The 14,918-nt window shown below is 74.4% G+C and carries 16 protein-coding genes; 7 read left to right on the forward strand and 9 right to left on the reverse strand.

The features are described 5' to 3' along the window. Nucleotides 1-20: 20 nt before the first annotated feature. Both IF30_RS0117540 and IF30_RS0117545 read right to left on the reverse strand, forming a co-directional pair. Nucleotides 21-1,226, reverse strand: coding sequence for a low temperature requirement protein A (locus IF30_RS0117540; protein ID WP_078891461.1), 1,206 nt, complete (start codon nt 1,224-1,226; stop codon nt 21-23). 95 nt (nt 1,227-1,321) lie between these two features. Beyond that, nucleotides 1,322-2,101 (reverse strand): HAD-IIA family hydrolase, encoded by a 780-nt coding sequence (locus IF30_RS0117545; protein ID WP_030238804.1) that lies wholly within the window; start codon nt 2,099-2,101, stop codon nt 1,322-1,324. Nucleotides 2,102-2,365: 264 nt separating this feature from the next. Between IF30_RS0117545 and IF30_RS0117550 the strand changes: the two genes are divergently transcribed. Continuing rightward, nucleotides 2,366-3,457 carry a Gfo/Idh/MocA family oxidoreductase gene (locus IF30_RS0117550; RefSeq protein ID WP_030238807.1) on the forward strand — a complete coding sequence of 364 codons (1,092 nt, stop codon included), beginning with the start codon at nt 2,366-2,368 and terminating at the stop codon, nt 3,455-3,457. A gap of 121 nt (nt 3,458-3,578) precedes the next feature. On the opposite strand, the gene IF30_RS0117555 is transcribed toward IF30_RS0117550, so the two are convergent. Next, nucleotides 3,579-4,001, reverse strand: coding sequence for a type II toxin-antitoxin system VapC family toxin (locus IF30_RS0117555; RefSeq protein ID WP_037900250.1), 423 nt, complete (start codon nt 3,999-4,001; stop codon nt 3,579-3,581). Then, nucleotides 3,994-4,278: a type II toxin-antitoxin system Phd/YefM family antitoxin gene (locus IF30_RS0117560; RefSeq protein WP_030238812.1), complete on the reverse strand. Its 285-nt coding sequence runs from the start codon at nt 4,276-4,278 to the stop codon at nt 3,994-3,996. Before IF30_RS0117560 ends, IF30_RS0117555 begins: the two co-directional genes overlap by 8 nt. 152 nt (nt 4,279-4,430) lie before the next feature. Between IF30_RS0117560 and IF30_RS0117565 the strand changes: the two genes are divergently transcribed. Together IF30_RS0117565 and IF30_RS0117570 are read left to right on the forward strand one after the other, a co-directional pair. After that, nucleotides 4,431-4,733: a DUF6412 domain-containing protein gene (locus IF30_RS0117565; protein ID WP_037900254.1), complete on the forward strand. Its 303-nt coding sequence runs from the start codon at nt 4,431-4,433 to the stop codon at nt 4,731-4,733. Between the two features lie 96 nt (nt 4,734-4,829). Then, a complete protein-coding gene (locus tag IF30_RS0117570; RefSeq protein WP_030238818.1) occupies nt 4,830-5,522 on the forward strand; it encodes a YidC/Oxa1 family membrane protein insertase in 693 nt (230 codons plus the stop codon). A 103-nt stretch (nt 5,523-5,625) separates the two neighbouring features. Here the strand turns inward: IF30_RS0117570 and IF30_RS0117575 are convergent, their stop codons facing one another. Further along, nucleotides 5,626-6,327, reverse strand: coding sequence for an HAD family hydrolase (locus IF30_RS0117575; protein WP_030238820.1), 702 nt, complete (start codon nt 6,325-6,327; stop codon nt 5,626-5,628). Nucleotides 6,328-6,489: 162 nt separating this feature from the next. After that, on the reverse strand, nt 6,490-7,065 hold the full coding sequence (locus tag IF30_RS0117580) for an NUDIX hydrolase (RefSeq protein WP_030238823.1): 576 nt from the start codon (nt 7,063-7,065) through the stop codon (nt 6,490-6,492). A 235-nt stretch (nt 7,066-7,300) separates the two neighbouring features. Here IF30_RS0117580 and IF30_RS0117585 point away from each other — a divergent pair, with 235 nt between their 5' ends. Together IF30_RS0117585 and IF30_RS0117590 are read left to right on the forward strand one after the other, a co-directional pair. Continuing rightward, a complete protein-coding gene (locus IF30_RS0117585) occupies nt 7,301-8,068 on the forward strand; it encodes a CDP-alcohol phosphatidyltransferase family protein (RefSeq protein WP_030238827.1) in 768 nt (255 codons plus the stop codon). A gap of 529 nt (nt 8,069-8,597) precedes the next feature. Continuing rightward, nucleotides 8,598-10,469, forward strand: a complete 1,872-nt coding sequence (locus IF30_RS0117590) for a phospholipid carrier-dependent glycosyltransferase (RefSeq protein WP_051710493.1) — start codon at nt 8,598-8,600, stop codon at nt 10,467-10,469. A 7-nt stretch (nt 10,470-10,476) separates the two neighbouring features. Here the strand turns inward: IF30_RS0117590 and IF30_RS41615 are convergent, their stop codons facing one another. Further along, on the reverse strand, nt 10,477-10,866 hold the full coding sequence (locus tag IF30_RS41615; RefSeq protein WP_051710495.1) for an ArsR/SmtB family transcription factor: 390 nt from the start codon (nt 10,864-10,866) through the stop codon (nt 10,477-10,479). Between the two features lie 109 nt (nt 10,867-10,975). Between IF30_RS41615 and IF30_RS0117600 the strand changes: the two genes are divergently transcribed. After that, the gene (locus tag IF30_RS0117600) at nt 10,976-11,962 is read left to right on the forward strand and encodes a quinone oxidoreductase family protein (RefSeq protein WP_030238836.1); all 987 of its coding nucleotides are present in this window, start codon (nt 10,976-10,978) and stop codon (nt 11,960-11,962) included. A 109-nt stretch (nt 11,963-12,071) separates the two neighbouring features. Here the strand turns inward: IF30_RS0117600 and IF30_RS0117605 are convergent, their stop codons facing one another. Both IF30_RS0117605 and IF30_RS0117610 read right to left on the reverse strand, forming a co-directional pair. Beyond that, nucleotides 12,072-12,848 carry an MBL fold metallo-hydrolase gene (locus IF30_RS0117605; RefSeq protein WP_030238839.1) on the reverse strand — a complete coding sequence of 259 codons (777 nt, stop codon included), beginning with the start codon at nt 12,846-12,848 and terminating at the stop codon, nt 12,072-12,074. 442 nt (nt 12,849-13,290) lie between these two features. Continuing rightward, nucleotides 13,291-13,956: a TetR/AcrR family transcriptional regulator gene (locus IF30_RS0117610; RefSeq protein WP_199807882.1), complete on the reverse strand. Its 666-nt coding sequence runs from the start codon at nt 13,954-13,956 to the stop codon at nt 13,291-13,293. Between the two features lie 85 nt (nt 13,957-14,041). On the opposite strand from IF30_RS0117610, the gene IF30_RS0117615 reads away from it, so the two are divergent. Next, a complete protein-coding gene (locus IF30_RS0117615; RefSeq protein WP_030238843.1) occupies nt 14,042-14,887 on the forward strand; it encodes an SDR family oxidoreductase in 846 nt (281 codons plus the stop codon). The last annotated feature ends 31 nt before the right edge of the window (nt 14,888-14,918 follow it).

Raw genomic sequence — 14,918 nt, forward strand, 5'->3', positions numbered from 1 at the left:
TACACAGGCCCACCGACAACTCACTCCACGGGAGCCGCCGGGAGCACCCCGACCGCGGCCCGCGAGACCCGCTCCACCCTGAGGTGCTCCAGCACGTTGAGCGCCACCAGCAGCACCGCCAGTGCCACCAGCACCACCAGGGCCGGCAGCCGCACCATCGCGGGCAGCAGCGCCAACACCACGGCCGCCGCGCCGATCCGCGTCCCGGCGACCTTGCGGAACATCATCCAGCGCGTGTACCCGAAGGTCAGCAGGTACAGCCCGCAGCCGCCGTACAGCAGCGTCACCGACCCCGGCCCGAGCGCCCGCCACGGATCCGCGACCGTCTCCCCGAAACCGACCGCCACCCCGATCACCCCGGCCACCAGCGCCAGGTGCCCGTACTGGAAGACCCGCCGGACCACGTCCCGACGCGATTCGGCGATCACCACGGCATGCCGCATCGCGTCCGCCGCGTACACGAAGTACTGCCACCACAGACCCGCCGAGATGGTGAACGCGGCCGCCACCGCGACGAGTTCGGCCACGTCCAAGCGGGCGGAGGCCGCCGTGCCGCCGATCCCGACGATCGACTCGCCCAGCGCCACCAACAGGAACAGCGCGAACCGCTCCGGCATGTGCGCCGGGTGGTAGGCCACCTTCGCGAGCCGCCGCCGGAACACCAGCGGCGCGGCCAGGTCACAGGACGCGGCCACCGCCCACAGCGCCGCCCGCGGCCCGTCCGGCAGCAGCCCGCCCGCCACCAGCAGCGGCCCGCTGACCAGCACGCCCACCCCGTACGGGCCGCGCCAGACGCCCGGCACCCGTACCAGCAGGAGCAGCAGCACCACCCGGGCCAGCCAGTACGCGGCGCCGAGCAGCACGCCCCGCCCGCCGTACGCACCCGGGATCGCCAACGCCATGAACAGGCCGGCCAGCCCCACCAGCAGGATGCCCAGGCGGTCCCGCAGGTTGTCCACGTCCCGGATGTTGGCCTGCACGGTGGTGCCCACCCAGCACCAGTACACCGGCACGAACACCACCAACGCCCGGACCAGGCCGACCGCGTCGTGGTGGTGGTGCAGCAGACCGGACACCTGGGTGATCGCGAAGACGAAGACCAGGTCGAAGTAGAGCTCCGCCCACGTGACCCGCTTCTCCTCCGGGCCCGGCGGTTCCTGGCCTTGCTGTTCCGTGCCCTCCGGCACCCTCACCGGCGCCCCCGCCGACTCCCCCGCCGCGCTCATCCGCGCCCCGCCTCCCCCAAGCCCAGCCGACACGTACGAAGCGGGCCCCGCCCCGGCGACCGGCCGGAACGGGGCCCACGACAGCACCGCAGAGGCTAGACCAGCTCGACCAGGTCCGCGATCGACTTGGCCACCCGGGTCGGCCGGTACGGGAAGCGCTCCACGTCGGCGGCGGAGGTCAGGCCGGTGAGCACCAGGATGGTCTCCATGCCGGCCTCCATGCCCGCGACGATGTCGGTGTCCATCCGGTCGCCGATCATCACGGCGGTCTCCGAGTGGGCACCGGCCGTGTTCAGCGCCTCGCGCATCATCAGCGGGTTGGGCTTGCCGACGAAGTACGGCTCGACGCCCGTCGCCTTGGTGATCAGGGCCGCCACCGAACCGGTGGCCGGCAGCACGCCCTCGGCGGAGGGGCCGGTCTCGTCCGGGTTGGTGCAGATGAACCGGGCGCCCTGGTTGATCAGGCGGATCGCCTTGGTGAGCGCCTCGAAGGAGTACGTGCGGGTCTCGCCGAGGACCACGTAGTCGGGCCTGTTGTCGGTCAGCACGTAGCCGGCCTGGTAGAGCGCGGTGGTGAGCCCCGCCTCCCCGATGACGTACGCGGTGCCGTTCGGGCGCTGGCCCTTGAGGAACTTCGCCGTGGCGAGGGCGGAGGTCCAGATGCACTCCTCCGGCACCTCCAGGCCCATCCCGGCCAGGCGGGCGCTGAGGTCCCGCGGGGTGTAGATCGAATTGTTGGTGAGGACCAGGAACGGCTTGCCGGACTCCCGCAGCCTGCGCAGGAACTCCTCCGCCCCGGGGATCGGCGTGCCCTCGTGGATGAGGACACCGTCCATGTCGGTCAGCCAGGACTCGATGGGCTTGCGGTCTGCCACGTAGGTGTCTCCTCGGTCTTGCAACGGTTCTGAACGATCTCGCACATCGCTCCGGACCGGACACCCTCGGCCGGCCGGGCGCCAGTGGCTGCCCCAACGCGGGCCAGCCTAGTCGTCTCGCGGCCCTGTTCGTAGGGGCTGCCGGCCCCGGTGGGCGTGACCGGCGGCCGTCGCGGGCCCCGGTGGATCGCCGTCCCGTCCCTGTCCCGTCTCCGTCCGGCCGAAACCGGGAGCAACCGGGCGGCACGTGATTGAGTGGGCCGCATGAATCCGCAGACGACCTCCCGCCCCCAGTCCGACCGGCCGCTGCGTGTCGGCCTGATCGGCTACGGTCTGGCCGGCTCGGCCTTCCACGCGCCACTGATCGCCACCACTCCGGGGCTGCGGCTGGACGCCGTGGTCACCGCCAACTCCGAGCGGCGGGCGCAGCTCGCGCAGGAGCACCCCGGCGCCCGCGCCGTCGACAGTCCGGAGCAGCTGCTCGCCGCCCCGGACTCGCTCGACCTGGTCGTCATCGCCTCGCCCAACCGCACCCACGCCCCGCTCGCCGGTGCCGCCCTGCGGGCCGGCCTGGCCACCGTGGTCGACAAGCCGCTGGCCGGCACCGCCGCCGAGGCGTTGGAGCTGTGCCGCCTCGCGGAGGAGCGGGGCGTGCTGCTGTCCGTGTTCCAGAACCGGCGCTGGGACGGCGACTTCCTCACCGCCGGACGCCTGGTGCGCGGCGGCGCGCTCGGCCGGGTGCACCGCTTCGAGTCCCGCTTCGAGCGCTTCCGTCCCAAGCCCAAGCCCGGCTGGCGCGAGCTGGCCGACCCGGCGGAGGTCGGTGGCACGCTGTACGACCTGGGCAGCCACCTGGTCGACCAGGCGCTCTCGCTGTTCGGCCCGGTTGAGACGGTGTACGCGGAGATCGACGTGCGGCGCGACGGCGCGGTCGTGGACGACGACGCCTTCCTCGCCCTCACGCACGCCTCGGGCACCCGCTCGCACCTGTGGACCAGCGCCATCGCCCCGCTGACCGGCCCCCGGCTGCGGGTGCTCGGCGACACCGCCGGCTACGTCAAGTCGGGCATGGACCCGCAGGAAGCCGACCTGCGGGCGGGTCTGCGCCCCGGCGGCAGCCGCCCCTGGGGCGCCGACGAGCCCGCGCACTACGGCACCCTCGGCACCGACGAGTCCGCGATCTCCCTCCCGACCGACCCGGGCGACTATCCCGCCTACTACGCGGGCATCGCCGCCGCGCTGTCCGCGCCGGGCACCCCGCCCCCGGTCGACCCGCGCGACGCGGTGGCCACCCTCACCGTCCTGGAGGCCGCCCGCGCGTCCGCGGCCACGGGGACGACGGTGCGCCTGGGCTGAGGGCTGCCCCGTCGACGGTCTCTCGCCCCCTGGTCCCACCCGTGTGATGAGCGCGTGAGCGCCAGGGGGCGGCCGGGGGGCGGAGGAGCGGCAGGCCGGGCAGGCGGCACCGCCCCCGCCCTCACACTCCGATGACCTCCACGGCCGAGCCCAGCCCCCGGAAGTCCGCCACGTTGCGCGTGTACAGCGGCAGCCCGTGGGCGGACGCCACGGCGGCGATCATCAGGTCGATCCGGCGCGGACGCGGCTGCCGTCCGGCGGCGATGGTGAGGGTGACCAGTGTCCCGTAGCGGGCGGCGGCGGCCGCGTCGAAGGGCAGCGGGTCGAAATCGGCCATCGCCGCGCCCAGCACCTCCAGCCGCGCCGCCCGGCTGGCCGCGTCCCGGGCCATCGACACGCCCTGCTGCAGTTCGGCGAAGGTGATCGCGGTCAGCTCGGGCACGGCCGGCAGGTCCGCCGGGTTGAGCAGTGCCAGGTCGATGTAGACGCAGGTGTCCAGCACCCCGGCCGGCCGGCGCCGGGACGCTCTCCGGCGCTCAGCCACGCCGCCGCTCGAACGGGTCGTCGCCCTCGTCCCCGACCAGTTCCTCGGGCCCGAAGTCCTCCTCGGCCTCCTTGCGCATCTGCTGGTAGTCCACCCGCGGCAGCTTCACGTGCCGCGCCACCAGTTCCTCCGCCGTGAGCCGCCGGCGCCCGGCCACCGGCCTCAGCTCCGCGACCTCGACCCCGTTCCTGGTGATGTGGAAGATCTCCCCCGCCTCCACGGCGTCCATCACCGCGGCGGAGTTGTTCCGGAACTCCCGCTGGGTAATCGTCTTCATCCCTCCAAGGTAGCCCCGTGTAGCACCGCTGGCTACGGTCTCGCGCGGGGGGTGCCGGGACGGAATCCGGTGGCGGACGGGAACCCGGCGGGTCGTACGATCGTCCTGCTGTACGTCCGGGAGCCGACTGAACACCGAGAGGAGAGCACGCCGTGGCCGTGATCGCGATGCTGCTCGGCCTGCTCCGGGTGTTGACCGGCGAACTCGGGGAACTGGTGAGCGGCAACGGGTCCTTGGCGTCCGTCGCCGCGGTCGCGGCCGTGGTGCTGGTGGCCGGGGCGGTTGCCGGGGCTTCGATCGGGGCCCGCCTCCTGGGGGCGCGGGCGCCGGCGGCGGTGCGCAGCGGGGTGCTGCGGCGCCGGGCGTTCCGTACGGCGTTCCTTCCGCAGCGTGATCCGGACGCCCGGGGCCGGCGACGCCCCAGGGCGCCGGGGGCGGCCCTGGCGGCCGCGTAACCCCTCGCAGTACCGGAGCAGCGCAGTAGCGCGGTTCTTCGCGGCCGTCCTCCGCCGACCACTTATGTCCTGAGACCCCGGAGGGCTCGCTCCACCATGTCCGTACTCGCCGTTCTCGACCCGGCCGTCGCCGCCGCGCACGCCGTCGTCTCCGTCCTCACCCACGTCCTGCCGGCCGCGCTGGCGATCGTGCTGTTCACCGTCGCCGTGCGACTCGCCCTGCATCCGCTGGCCAGGGCTGCGGCGCGCGGGGAGAAGGCGCGGGCCGTGCTCGCGCCGAAGGTCGCCGCGTTGAACAAGAAGTACGAGAACCGGCCGGAGAAGCTGCGGGAGGCGCTGGCCGAGATGTACCGGAAGGAGCAGGTGTCGCCGTTCGCGGGGTGCCTGCCGGTGCTGGTGCAGATCCCGTTCTTCTCGGTGATGTACCGGTTGTTCACCACGCCGAACGACCTGTTGGACCACACCCTGTTCGGTGTGCCGTTGGGCCTGCACGTCTCGGGCGCGCACGGTGCCGGGCAGTTCGTGGTGTTCGGCCTGCTGTACGCGGGGATGGCGGCGGTCGGGTTCGTCAACTTCCGCCGGGCGCGGCGTGCGGCGGCGGCGCAGCCCACCCCGCAGCCGGGGGCGGGTCTGCTGCCGTACCTGTCGTTCGGGTCGGTGCTGTTCGCGCTGCTGGTGCCGGTGGCCGCCGCGCTGTACCTGCTGACGACGAGTGTCTGGTCGGCGTCCGAGCGGGCCTGGCTGTACCGGGGCGGGGCGCCGGTGCCGGTAGCCGCGCTCGCCGGCTGAGCGGCGGCTGAGCAGCAGCCGGCGGCTGGGCGGCGACGGGCGGCGCCGCACCGGCCGGGCGCCGGTGCGGCAGCCGGGCGCCGGTGCGGCGGCCGGGCACGGCTCAGAAGTGGCGCAGCAGTTCGGGGAAGGTCGCGAGCTGCAGCGTCGCTTCGTCCGGGCCGAGGTCCTGGTGCTCCAGCACCCAGGTGTGCTGGTGGGGGATGAAGACGGTGCGCAGGCCGGCCCGGCGGGCGGGGGCGATGTCGGACTTGGGCGAGTTGCCGATCATCCAGGTCCGGTCCGGGTCGAGGCCGAGGTCGGCGGTGAGCACCCGGTAGGTGTCGACCGACTTCTCCGCCACGATGTGGATGCCCCGGAAGTGGTGGTCGATCGTGGAGGCCGTCACCTTGCGCTGCTGCTCGTCCTGGTCGCCCTTGGTGAGCAGCAGGAGGTGGTGGCGGGCGGCGAGGGCGGTGAGGGTTTCGGCGACGCCGGTGATCAGCTCGACCTGTCGGCTGCTCAGCGGGGCGAGGAGTTCGTCGATCCGGTTCTGCTCGGCGGGGGTGGGGGTGCGGCCGCCGTTGAGCTGCTGCAGGCAGTCGGCGAGGCTCTGCCGGAAGACGGCGGCGCCGTAGCCGAGGGCGCCGGAGTTGGCGGCTTCGATGCCGTCGAGGACGGTGCGGGCGCGGTCCCGTTCGGCGGGGGTGGCGACCCAGTCGAGGAAGCCGTCGATGACCCGCTCGAAGAGGACGTTGTTCTCCCAGAGGGTGTCGTCGGCGTCGAAGATGAGGATCTGGTCGGTGTGTGTCTGGGCGGTGGGCATCGGACGTTCTCTCCAGCGGGCGGGTGCTCAGGCGGGGGCGGCAGGTGCGCGGACGGCAGGTGCGCGGGCGGCAGGTGCGCGGGCGGAGGCGGCGCGGTCGGCGGAGGCGGGGCCGCGAGCGGGCACGAGCAGGGGCGAGCGCGGGCGAGCGGGAGTGGCTGCTCAGGCGGGGGTGAGCAGGCGGGCGGCGCGGTCGAGGGTCTCGCGGAGGTTGTCCTCGGTGGTCCGCTGCCGGGCCTCCTCGACGGTGAGCCATTCCAGCGGGGAGGCCGGGTTCTCCGGCCGGGCGAGGTCCGGGGTGGCGGTGGCCAGGAGGAAGCGCAGGTCGGCGTGCTCGTGGGCGGGTTCGACTGGTGAGGCCGGGACGGGCACCACGGCGAGGTGGACCAGGGCGGCGTCGGGCCACGGGGTGAGGTCGGTGAGGCCGGTCTCCTCCCGGCCCTCGCGCAGGGCGATGTCCAGCGGCAGGGTCTCCCCCGGGTCGCCGTGGCCGCCGACCTGCAGCCAGGCCTGCTGGCGGACGTGCCAGCGCAGCAGGACGCGGCGGGTCGGCGGGTGGACGATCAGCGCGGAGGCGGTGAAGTGGAGGGGGAGGGTGGCGCGGTCCCAGGCGTCGGCGGTGTCGGCGAGGCGGCGGGCGCGTTCGTGGTCGGCGGTCTCCGCCGGGCCCTGCGGCCGGTGGCCGTCCAGCAGCCGGGCCAGGTCGGGGCTCTGGGACGGGCCGCCTGTGGTCACCATGGATCGACACTCCTCGTTCTGCCCCGAGGCGTGCCGGACCGTCTCAACCCGCTTGCGGGGGTGGGTGGTCGGGCCCGGGGCGTCCGGTTCCAGCGAACCCGGGCAGCCTAGCGCCGGGCCGTCGGCGGGCCCACCGGTTTTCCCGCCGACCGCAGGGGTGTACCGGCTGGTGGGGGCGTTCCTCGCAGGCCGTAGCCTGTGGTGATCGTCAGGGGACAGGTGGAGGGATTTCGTCATGGTGGCTGCTCCGGCGCTGGCCGAGCTGCGCGAGGTGTGCCAGCCGCAGGCCAAGCTGCAGAGCCGTAACGGTGAGCACTGGGCGGGTCGGCTGTACATGCGGCGGGTCTCGCTGCGGACCACCCGGCAGCTGGTCCGGACGTCGGTGGCGCCGAACACGCTCACCTGGGTGATGGTGGTGTGCGGGGTCGGCGGCGGCGCGGCGCTGCTGGTCCCGGGCCTGACCGGCGCGCTGCTGGCGGCCGTGCTGTTCCAGCTGTTCCTGCTCTTCGACTGCGTGGACGGCGAAGTGGCGCGTTGGAAGCGCCAGTTCAGCATGGCCGGGGTGTACGTGGACCGGCTGGGCGCCTATCTGGCGGACGCCGCGCTGATGATCGGCGCGGGTGTCCGGGCGGCGCGCGGCGGGTCGGAGCTGTGGGTGTCGGTGGGCCTGGCGGCCGCGCTGGGCGTGGTGCTGCTCAAGGCGTCGACGGACCTGGTGGACGTGGCCCGGGCGCGCAGCGGACGGCCGCCGGCGGACGAGGAGTCGACGCAGCCGCGCTCGCAGGGCATCGCGACGGCCCGTCGGCTCGCCTCGCTGTTCAAGATCCACCGGGTGACCAACGGGATCGAGGCGTCGCTGGTGCTGCTGGCGGCGGCCGCGGTGGACGCCGGGCTCGGCAACCTGGACGCGACGCGGGCGGCGGTCGCCGGGATCACGGTGATCACCTGGGGCATGGTGGTCGCGCACCTGACATCGATCCTGTCGTCGTCGCGCCTGCGCTGAACGTCCGGGCCGTCCGGGACTGTTGAAGGTCGAGGCGCCCCCCGCTCGGGGGTGCCCGGGCGAACCCGTCGCGGGTGGACGCGGATGCCGGGGCGGCCCGGGAGGGCGAAGGCATGGGGCTGACGCCGGCCCGGTCCGCTGCCGCCGGCTCAGCCGCTCCCGCCGCCTGCGCCGCCGCCGCTGCCACCGCTCCCGCCGGCGGCACCGCCGGCCGCGGTCACCGTGTCGCACCACCGCCGGCACCGGCGTCGGCGGTGGCGCGCCCTACGGCCGGACACCCCACGCCCGGGCACCCCACGCCCGGGCACCCCAGGCCCGGGCACCCCAGGCCCGGGCACCCCAGGCCCGGGCACCCCACGGCCGGGCGCCTCCTGGGCGCGACCTCCGACTGAGGCGCGCCCCCGCGCGAATCCCCCGGTCGTGACGCCGGCCCATTCTTCTGCGGAACCCATCCCCGGGAACCAGTCGGACTACATATTCAGTCCAACGACATATACAGTCGTCCGACAGACAGAAGGGGGGCACGCCCATGCCGCAACGCACCACACCCCGGCCGAGCCCGGCCGAGCCCGCGACCGACCGATCCGCGACCGACCGCTCCACCACCGCCCGTTCCACCACCGCCCGCTCCGGCCACACCCATTCCGCAGGCGCCCTGCTCGCCACCCTGCAGGCGGCATCGGCTGCCGTCCGGGTGGCAGTCATCCGGACGGCAGCCGCGCGACCCGCCGTCGCCCTGCTCGTCGGCTACCTCGCCGAGCTGCTGTTCCGACTCGTCCTCGTCCGGCACATGAGCTACCCGTCCGTCCACCCCGACGAGGACTCCTACCTCGCCCTGACCCGCGTCCTCGCCGGCCGGCCGCCGACCGAGATCCCGGTCGGTGTGGTCGTCCCCGGCGGCTATCCCCTGCTGATCTCCCCCGCACTGCGCCTGGCCGACGACCCGACGACCGCCTACCACCTGATCATGGGCATCAACGCCGCGGTCAACGCGCTCGTCCTGCCGCTCGCCTACGTCGCCCTGCGCCGCCTCGGCGTGAGCCGGCGCCTCGCGTACCTCTTCGGCGCCGCGACCGCCCTGCTGCCGCCCGTGGTCTTCTACTCGCAGTTCGTGCTGACCGACGCCGTCCTGCCCGTCCTGGCGCTCGCCTGGCTGCTCTGCCTGCACGGCTGGCTCGCCGACGGCACCCTGCGCCGCCGCGCCTGGCACGCCGCCGGGGCGGGCGCGTCCGCCGGCTACGCGATGGCGGTGCACGACCGCGGCGGCGTGATGGTCGCCCTGACCGCCGCCGTGCTCCTCGGCGCCCTGCTGCTGCGCCGCACGCCGTGGCGGGCCACGGCCGCCGGGCTCGCCGCGCTCGGCCTCGGCGTGCTCGGCGCCCAAGGGCTGGCGGCCTGGCTGCACGCGCAGTTCACGGTCGAGAACAGCGACGTCGGCGGGTACCTGTGGAAGGGGCTGACCGACCCGGAGGCCGCCCAGCGGACCCTCACCCGGACCGCCGGCCAGATCTGGTACTTCACGGTCTCCACCTGGGGCGTCGGCGGACTGGCCGTCGTCGTCTGCGTCGTCGCGATGGCCCGCCGCCGCCTCCCCGCCGCGCACCGGGTCACCGGCGGCGTGCTGGTGGCGCTGCTGTTCGGCACCGCCCTGGCCGCCTCCGCCGCCCTGCCCCCCGACGGCCGGATCGACGACTGGGTGTACGCCCGCTACACGTCCTACCTCGTCCCGGCGGCCTTCACGGTGGGATCCGCCGTGCTCGTCCGCGGCGGACGCCGCGCCCTGGGCCGGGCGGCGGCGGCAGCGGCCGGACTCGCGCTGCTGCTCGCCGAAGCGGTGCTCCAGTCGGCCGGCTCGAAGCTGCGCACCGAGCTCTTCATCCCCTGGGCCATGCCGGACATCTCGTTCCTGGCCGCCGACTGGGGCAGGCTCAGCATGCTCCGGACGACCGCCGCCGCCCTGGTCGTCCTCGGCTCGGTGGTGCTGGTACGGACTTCCGGTGGGCGTCGGGTGCTCCCGGCGGTCGCCCTCTCCCTGGCGATGTTCGCCGCCTTCGCGACCTCGACGATCACCGCCCAGGTCGCCCAACCGCACGCGAAGTGGCGCGCGGGCCTGGCGACCGGCTTCACCCGTGCCGCCGGGATCGGCGCGGGGGACAACGTGGTGTTCGCCTGGGACATCGACTGGGCGCTGCGCGCCGCCCAGGCCTTCGAGGTCTACCAGGGCCGGGTCTGGTACCGCGATCCCCGCTGGCAGCCCGTCCCGGCGGAGGCGAACGTCCTGGTCACCCCGCTGCCCGGGGCGGGCCTGGCGCCGGAGGCCTACTGGCCCGACCACCCCGCCGCCTGGTACGTCGAGCGGGCCGACGCCGGGCAGAACTGGGCGGTCTGGCGCCGGCGCTGAGTACCGGTCAGCCCTCGGCCCCGGGCCGCACCTCCGCATGGGCGGGGGCGGGGGCAGGGGCAGGGACGTGGGCATGGGCGTGGGCGGCGAGGATGGTGTCGAGGAGACCGGGGAAGCGCATCTCCAGGTCGACCGTCCGCAGCGCGGAGAAGCGGCGGTTGGCCTCCTCGCGCTGGGTGATCACGCCGGATTCGCGCAGCACCTTGAAGTGGTGGCTGAGGGTGGAGGGCGCGACGTCCACGGGGAAGGTGCCGCAGGCGCGTTCGGGCTCGGTGCGCAGGACGCGGACGATGGTCATCCGGGTGGGGTCGGAGAGTGCGTGCAGGACGTCGAGGAGGTCGATGTCCTCGGCTGCGGGGTGGGCGGGCGCCGATCGGCGGCGGGTGCTGCGGGGCATGGTCCATCCTCCCTGATCTGCGATGTTCGACATCCGTCGAAGAGGCGTGGTACCACTGTCCCGCGCCAATTTCGTAGTTCGTCGAACATCGTATCCGAGGGGGACCGACATGCGTGCACTGGTGATGACCGCACCCGGGGGAGCCGAACACTCGCAGATCCGGGAAATCGGGGCACCGCGCCCCGGAGCCGGCCAGGTGGCGATCGACGTGGCCTACGCCGGACTGAACTTCGTGGACGTGATGACCCGCCGCGGGGACGCCGCGTACGCCACCGAGTGGCCGTACCGGCCCGGCAAGGAGGTGTCCGGGACGGTCCGGGAGATCGGCGAGGGCGTCACCGGGCTGGCCGTGGGCGACCGCGTCGTGGCCGCACCGGCCGGCGAGGGGCTGGCCGAGGTCGTGGTCGCGGAGGCGGCACTCACCGTGCCGCTCCCGGCGGGCGTGGCCCTGAGCGAGGCCGCCGCCGTCCCGCTGGGCCTGGCCACCTCGATGCTGCTGCTGACCGACGCCGGCCGCTTCACCCCCGGGGACACCGTCCTGGTGCACTCGGCGGGCGGCGGCATCGGCCACGCCATCGCCCAGCTCGTCCCGCTGCTCGGCGGCGGCCGACTGATCGGCACCGTCGGCCGGCCGGAGAAGGCCGCCGCCGCCATCGCCTCCGGCTACGACCACGCCTTCGCGCGCGCCGAGGCACTGCCCGAGGTGATCCGGGCCGCCACCGACGGCCGGGGCGTCGACCTCGTCCTCGACCCGCTGGGCACCGAGGCCCTGGAACTCGACCTCGCCGTGGCGGCGCCCGGCGCCCGGATCGTCCTGTTCGGCAACGCGGGCGGCGGCGCCGTCGCCGACCTGCCGCCGCTCGGCCGCCTGATGGCGGGCAACCTCACCCTCACCGGCTTCAGCCACCGCGGCCTGGCCGCCACCGCCCCCGACCGCCTGGCCCGCGCCATCCGCCGGGTCCTCGACCTCCTCGCCGACGGCGGACTGAAGCTCCCCGTCACCGAACTGCCCGGCCTGGCCGCCGTCCCGGCCGCCCACGACGCCATGGAGGACGGGCGGGCGACGGGTAAGTACGTGGTCCGGGTCGGCGGCTGATCCTCCGGCCGACCGGAAGGGCCCCGGGGCGGGCGGGGCGCACTTCCCGGCCCGGCCCCGACTCCACGTACGCGGCCCGCACGAGCCGTCGCGCGGACGCGCGCCGCCGTCAGACCGTGAAGGCCGCACCCGGATCCGCATGGGCGACCGGGCCGGTGAAGTGGGCCGCCGCGCGGCTGACGGCCTCGGCCGGCGTCATGGCGCGGCCCACGTGGGTGACGAGCAGGCGGGCGGCGCGCGCCGCCGTGGCGGTGGCGCCGGCCTGTTCGGGGGTGTGGTGGACCGGGTCTCCGCCGTCCGGATCCGACTCCGACTCCGCGTTCTCCGCCTCGCAGAGCAACAGGTCGCAGTCCTTGGCGAGTTCGGTGAGGCCGGGGCACGGGGCCGTGTCGCCGGAGTAGACGAGCGACCGCCCGCCGGCCTCCACCCGGAGGGCGAAGGCCGGCATGCCGTGGTCCACCGCCCGGCTGGTCAGCGCCAGCGGGCCGACCTGCACCCGGTGGCCGTCGGACAGCTCGGTGACGGCGAAGGCGGATTCGACCGGGCTGCGCCGCGCCGAGTTGGTCAGGAAGTCCGCCAGCCGGTCGGCGGTGCCGGGCGGCCCGTAGAGCGGGATCGGCGCGGTGAGCCGGATGTCCGCGTAGCGGGCGCCGTAGTAGGCGGTGAGCAGGTCGGCGCAGTGGTCGGCGTGCAGGTGCGAGATCCAGATCGCGTCCAGCTCGTCCAACCGGGCGTGGCGCTGCAGCGGGCCCAGGGTGCCGGTGCCGGCGTCCACCCACACCCGGGCGCCCCCGCCGGACACCAGGTAGCCGGAGCACGGATTGTCGACGCTCGGGTAGGGCGTCGCGCTTCCCAGGACGGCGAGGTGCAGGCGTTCGTCGGGCATCCGGCGAGGGTAGCGCCGGACGCCGGCCCTGGCGACCGAGGCTCCCTACCCCGCACCCGGGTGGCGTAGGGGCCGACATGACCGGAGTTCTTGTGACCGGTGCGAACGGCTGTGCGGGCAGGGCGCGTTGTGGGCAGGGCACGTTGCGGGCAGGGCACGTTGCGGGCGGGGCACGTTGTGGGCAGGGCGCGTTGCGGGCAGGGCACGTTGCGGGCAGGGCACGTTGCGGGCAGGGCGCGTTGTGGCGTCACCGGCCGAAGAGGGCCACGACGTGCGGGCGTTGGTACGGGGCACCGCAACGGCAGTGCCGCCCGGGTGGCCGACACCGTGGAGCGGGTGCTCGGGCCGCCGCCGCGCGACTTCCGCTCCTGGGTGCGGGACCATGCGGCGGTCTTCCGGTCGGCGCCCGCCCCTACGGCCGGTGCACCGGGCCCGGCGTGGGTCAGCGACGCCCTTCCGGTGCCTCCGGTACCGCAGGCACCTCCTGCACCCCCTGCACCTCCGGCACACCCGACGTTCCCTGCTCCTCCAGCGAGTCGAGCCAGTGCAGCAGGCGGGCCCCTTCGCGGGTCATCACGTCCGGGTCGCGCAGGGCGTTGGCCAGCAGCGACATGCCCTGGTAGCCGGAGACCAGGGTGAGCGCCAGGCCGTCCGGGTCGGGCAGGCCGAGTTCCCGGAACTGGCGCCCGACCCAGTCGAGCAGCCGCCGGATCACCGCACCGGCCTCCGCGTCGAGGACCCCGTCGGCCCGCTTGTCGAGTTCGGTGGCCAGGGTGCCGGTGGGGCAGCCGAACCGGGCGGCGGTGTCGCGCTGGTCGACCCAGGCCCGGATCAGCGCCTTGAGGCGGTCCAGGGGGTCGGCCGACTGCTCCAGCGCGTCGGTGAGTTCGTCCAGGTGCGCACCGTGTTCGGACAGCGCGGCGCGGACCAGCTCGTCCTTGGTCTTGAAGTAGTAGTAGACGTTCCCGACCGGGACGTCCGCCTCCCGCGCGATGTCGGCGAGGGTCGTGCGTTCGACGCCCTGCTCGTGGAGGACCCGGGCCGCGGCCGCCGCGAGCCGTCGACGCTTCTGGGACGCCTGGACGCGCCGATTCACTGAGTCAGTCACCCGACTGACTATAGACAGCCGCCGGTGGCCGCGTGCTACGGTCTTTCTCAGTCAGCCAACTAACTCACAACTGGAGGGGACTTCGATGATCACCGTGACGGGAGCCACCGGCAACATCGGGCGGACACTGGTGGAACTGCTGAGCGGGGCGGGCGAAGAAGTGACAGCCGTGTCCCGACAGCCGCAGCCCGCGCACCCCGCAGCCGGCGTCCGCTGGGCCCAGGGCGACCTCGGCGACACCGCGAGCCTGCGGCCCGCCCTCGAAGGGGCCCGGGCGCTGTTCGTCCTCCTCGGCGGAGAACTCAACAGCCGGGGCGAGAGCCCGAAGACCCTGCTCGACGCCGCCACGGACGCCGGAGTCGAACGGATCGTACTGGTGTCCTCGCAGGTCAGCGCCACCCGACCGGACGCCCGGTCGCACGCCCGCCTGCGCGAGTTCGAGGCCGCCGTACGCACCTCCGGACGGGACTTCACCATCCTGCGCCCCGGCGGCTTCGCCTCCAACGCCTTCGCCTGGGCCGAGACCGTCCGCACCAAGCGCACGATCCTCGCCCCGTTCGGCGACGTGGCACTGCCCGTCGTCGACCCGGCCGACATCGCGGCAGTGGCCGCCGCCGCACTGCGCGAGGACGGGCACGCAGGCCGCACCTACGAGCTGACCGGCCCCGAAGCCATCGGCCCGCGCGAACAGGCTGCGGCCATCTCCGAGGCGCTGGGCGAGGAAGTGACCTTCGTCGAGCTGTCCCGCGAAGAAGCCCACGCCCACCTGGCACGGTTCATGCCGGAGCAGGTCATCCCCGGCACCCTCGACATCCTCGGCCACCCGCTCCCGGCGGAGCTGACGATCAGCCCCGACATGGCGACGGTCCTGGGCCGCCCCGCCGCCCCCTTCCACGCGTGGGTCGCACGCAACCTACCCGCGTTCCGGTAGGCCGACGGACTCCACCGCCGACACCTGTGGG

This window comes from Streptomyces sp. NRRL S-350, assembly GCF_000719705.1.
GTDB lineage: Bacteria > Actinomycetota > Actinomycetes > Streptomycetales > Streptomycetaceae > Kitasatospora.

What these genes read in the sequence shown, in the direction of transcription:
- IF30_RS0117540 (WP_078891461.1), bottom strand. Translation starts at nt 1,226, where the DNA reads ATGAGCGCGGCGGGGGAGTCGGCGGGGGCGCCGGTGAGGGTGCCGGAG.
- IF30_RS0117550 (WP_030238807.1), top strand. Translation starts at nt 2,366, where the DNA reads ATGAATCCGCAGACGACCTCCCGCCCCCAGTCCGACCGGCCGCTGCGT.
- IF30_RS0117560 (WP_030238812.1), bottom strand. Translation starts at nt 4,278, where the DNA reads ATGAAGACGATTACCCAGCGGGAGTTCCGGAACAACTCCGCCGCGGTG.
- IF30_RS0117570 (WP_030238818.1), top strand. Translation starts at nt 4,830, where the DNA reads ATGTCCGTACTCGCCGTTCTCGACCCGGCCGTCGCCGCCGCGCACGCC.
- IF30_RS0117575 (WP_030238820.1), bottom strand. Translation starts at nt 6,327, where the DNA reads ATGCCCACCGCCCAGACACACACCGACCAGATCCTCATCTTCGACGCC.
- IF30_RS0117580 (WP_030238823.1), bottom strand. Translation starts at nt 7,065, where the DNA reads ATGGTGACCACAGGCGGCCCGTCCCAGAGCCCCGACCTGGCCCGGCTG.
- IF30_RS0117585 (WP_030238827.1), top strand. Translation starts at nt 7,301, where the DNA reads ATGGTGGCTGCTCCGGCGCTGGCCGAGCTGCGCGAGGTGTGCCAGCCG.
- IF30_RS0117590 (WP_051710493.1), top strand. Translation starts at nt 8,598, where the DNA reads ATGCCGCAACGCACCACACCCCGGCCGAGCCCGGCCGAGCCCGCGACC.
- IF30_RS41615 (WP_051710495.1), bottom strand. Translation starts at nt 10,866, where the DNA reads ATGCCCCGCAGCACCCGCCGCCGATCGGCGCCCGCCCACCCCGCAGCC.
- IF30_RS0117600 (WP_030238836.1), top strand. Translation starts at nt 10,976, where the DNA reads ATGCGTGCACTGGTGATGACCGCACCCGGGGGAGCCGAACACTCGCAG.
- IF30_RS0117605 (WP_030238839.1), bottom strand. Translation starts at nt 12,848, where the DNA reads ATGCCCGACGAACGCCTGCACCTCGCCGTCCTGGGAAGCGCGACGCCC.
- IF30_RS0117615 (WP_030238843.1), top strand. Translation starts at nt 14,042, where the DNA reads ATGATCACCGTGACGGGAGCCACCGGCAACATCGGGCGGACACTGGTG.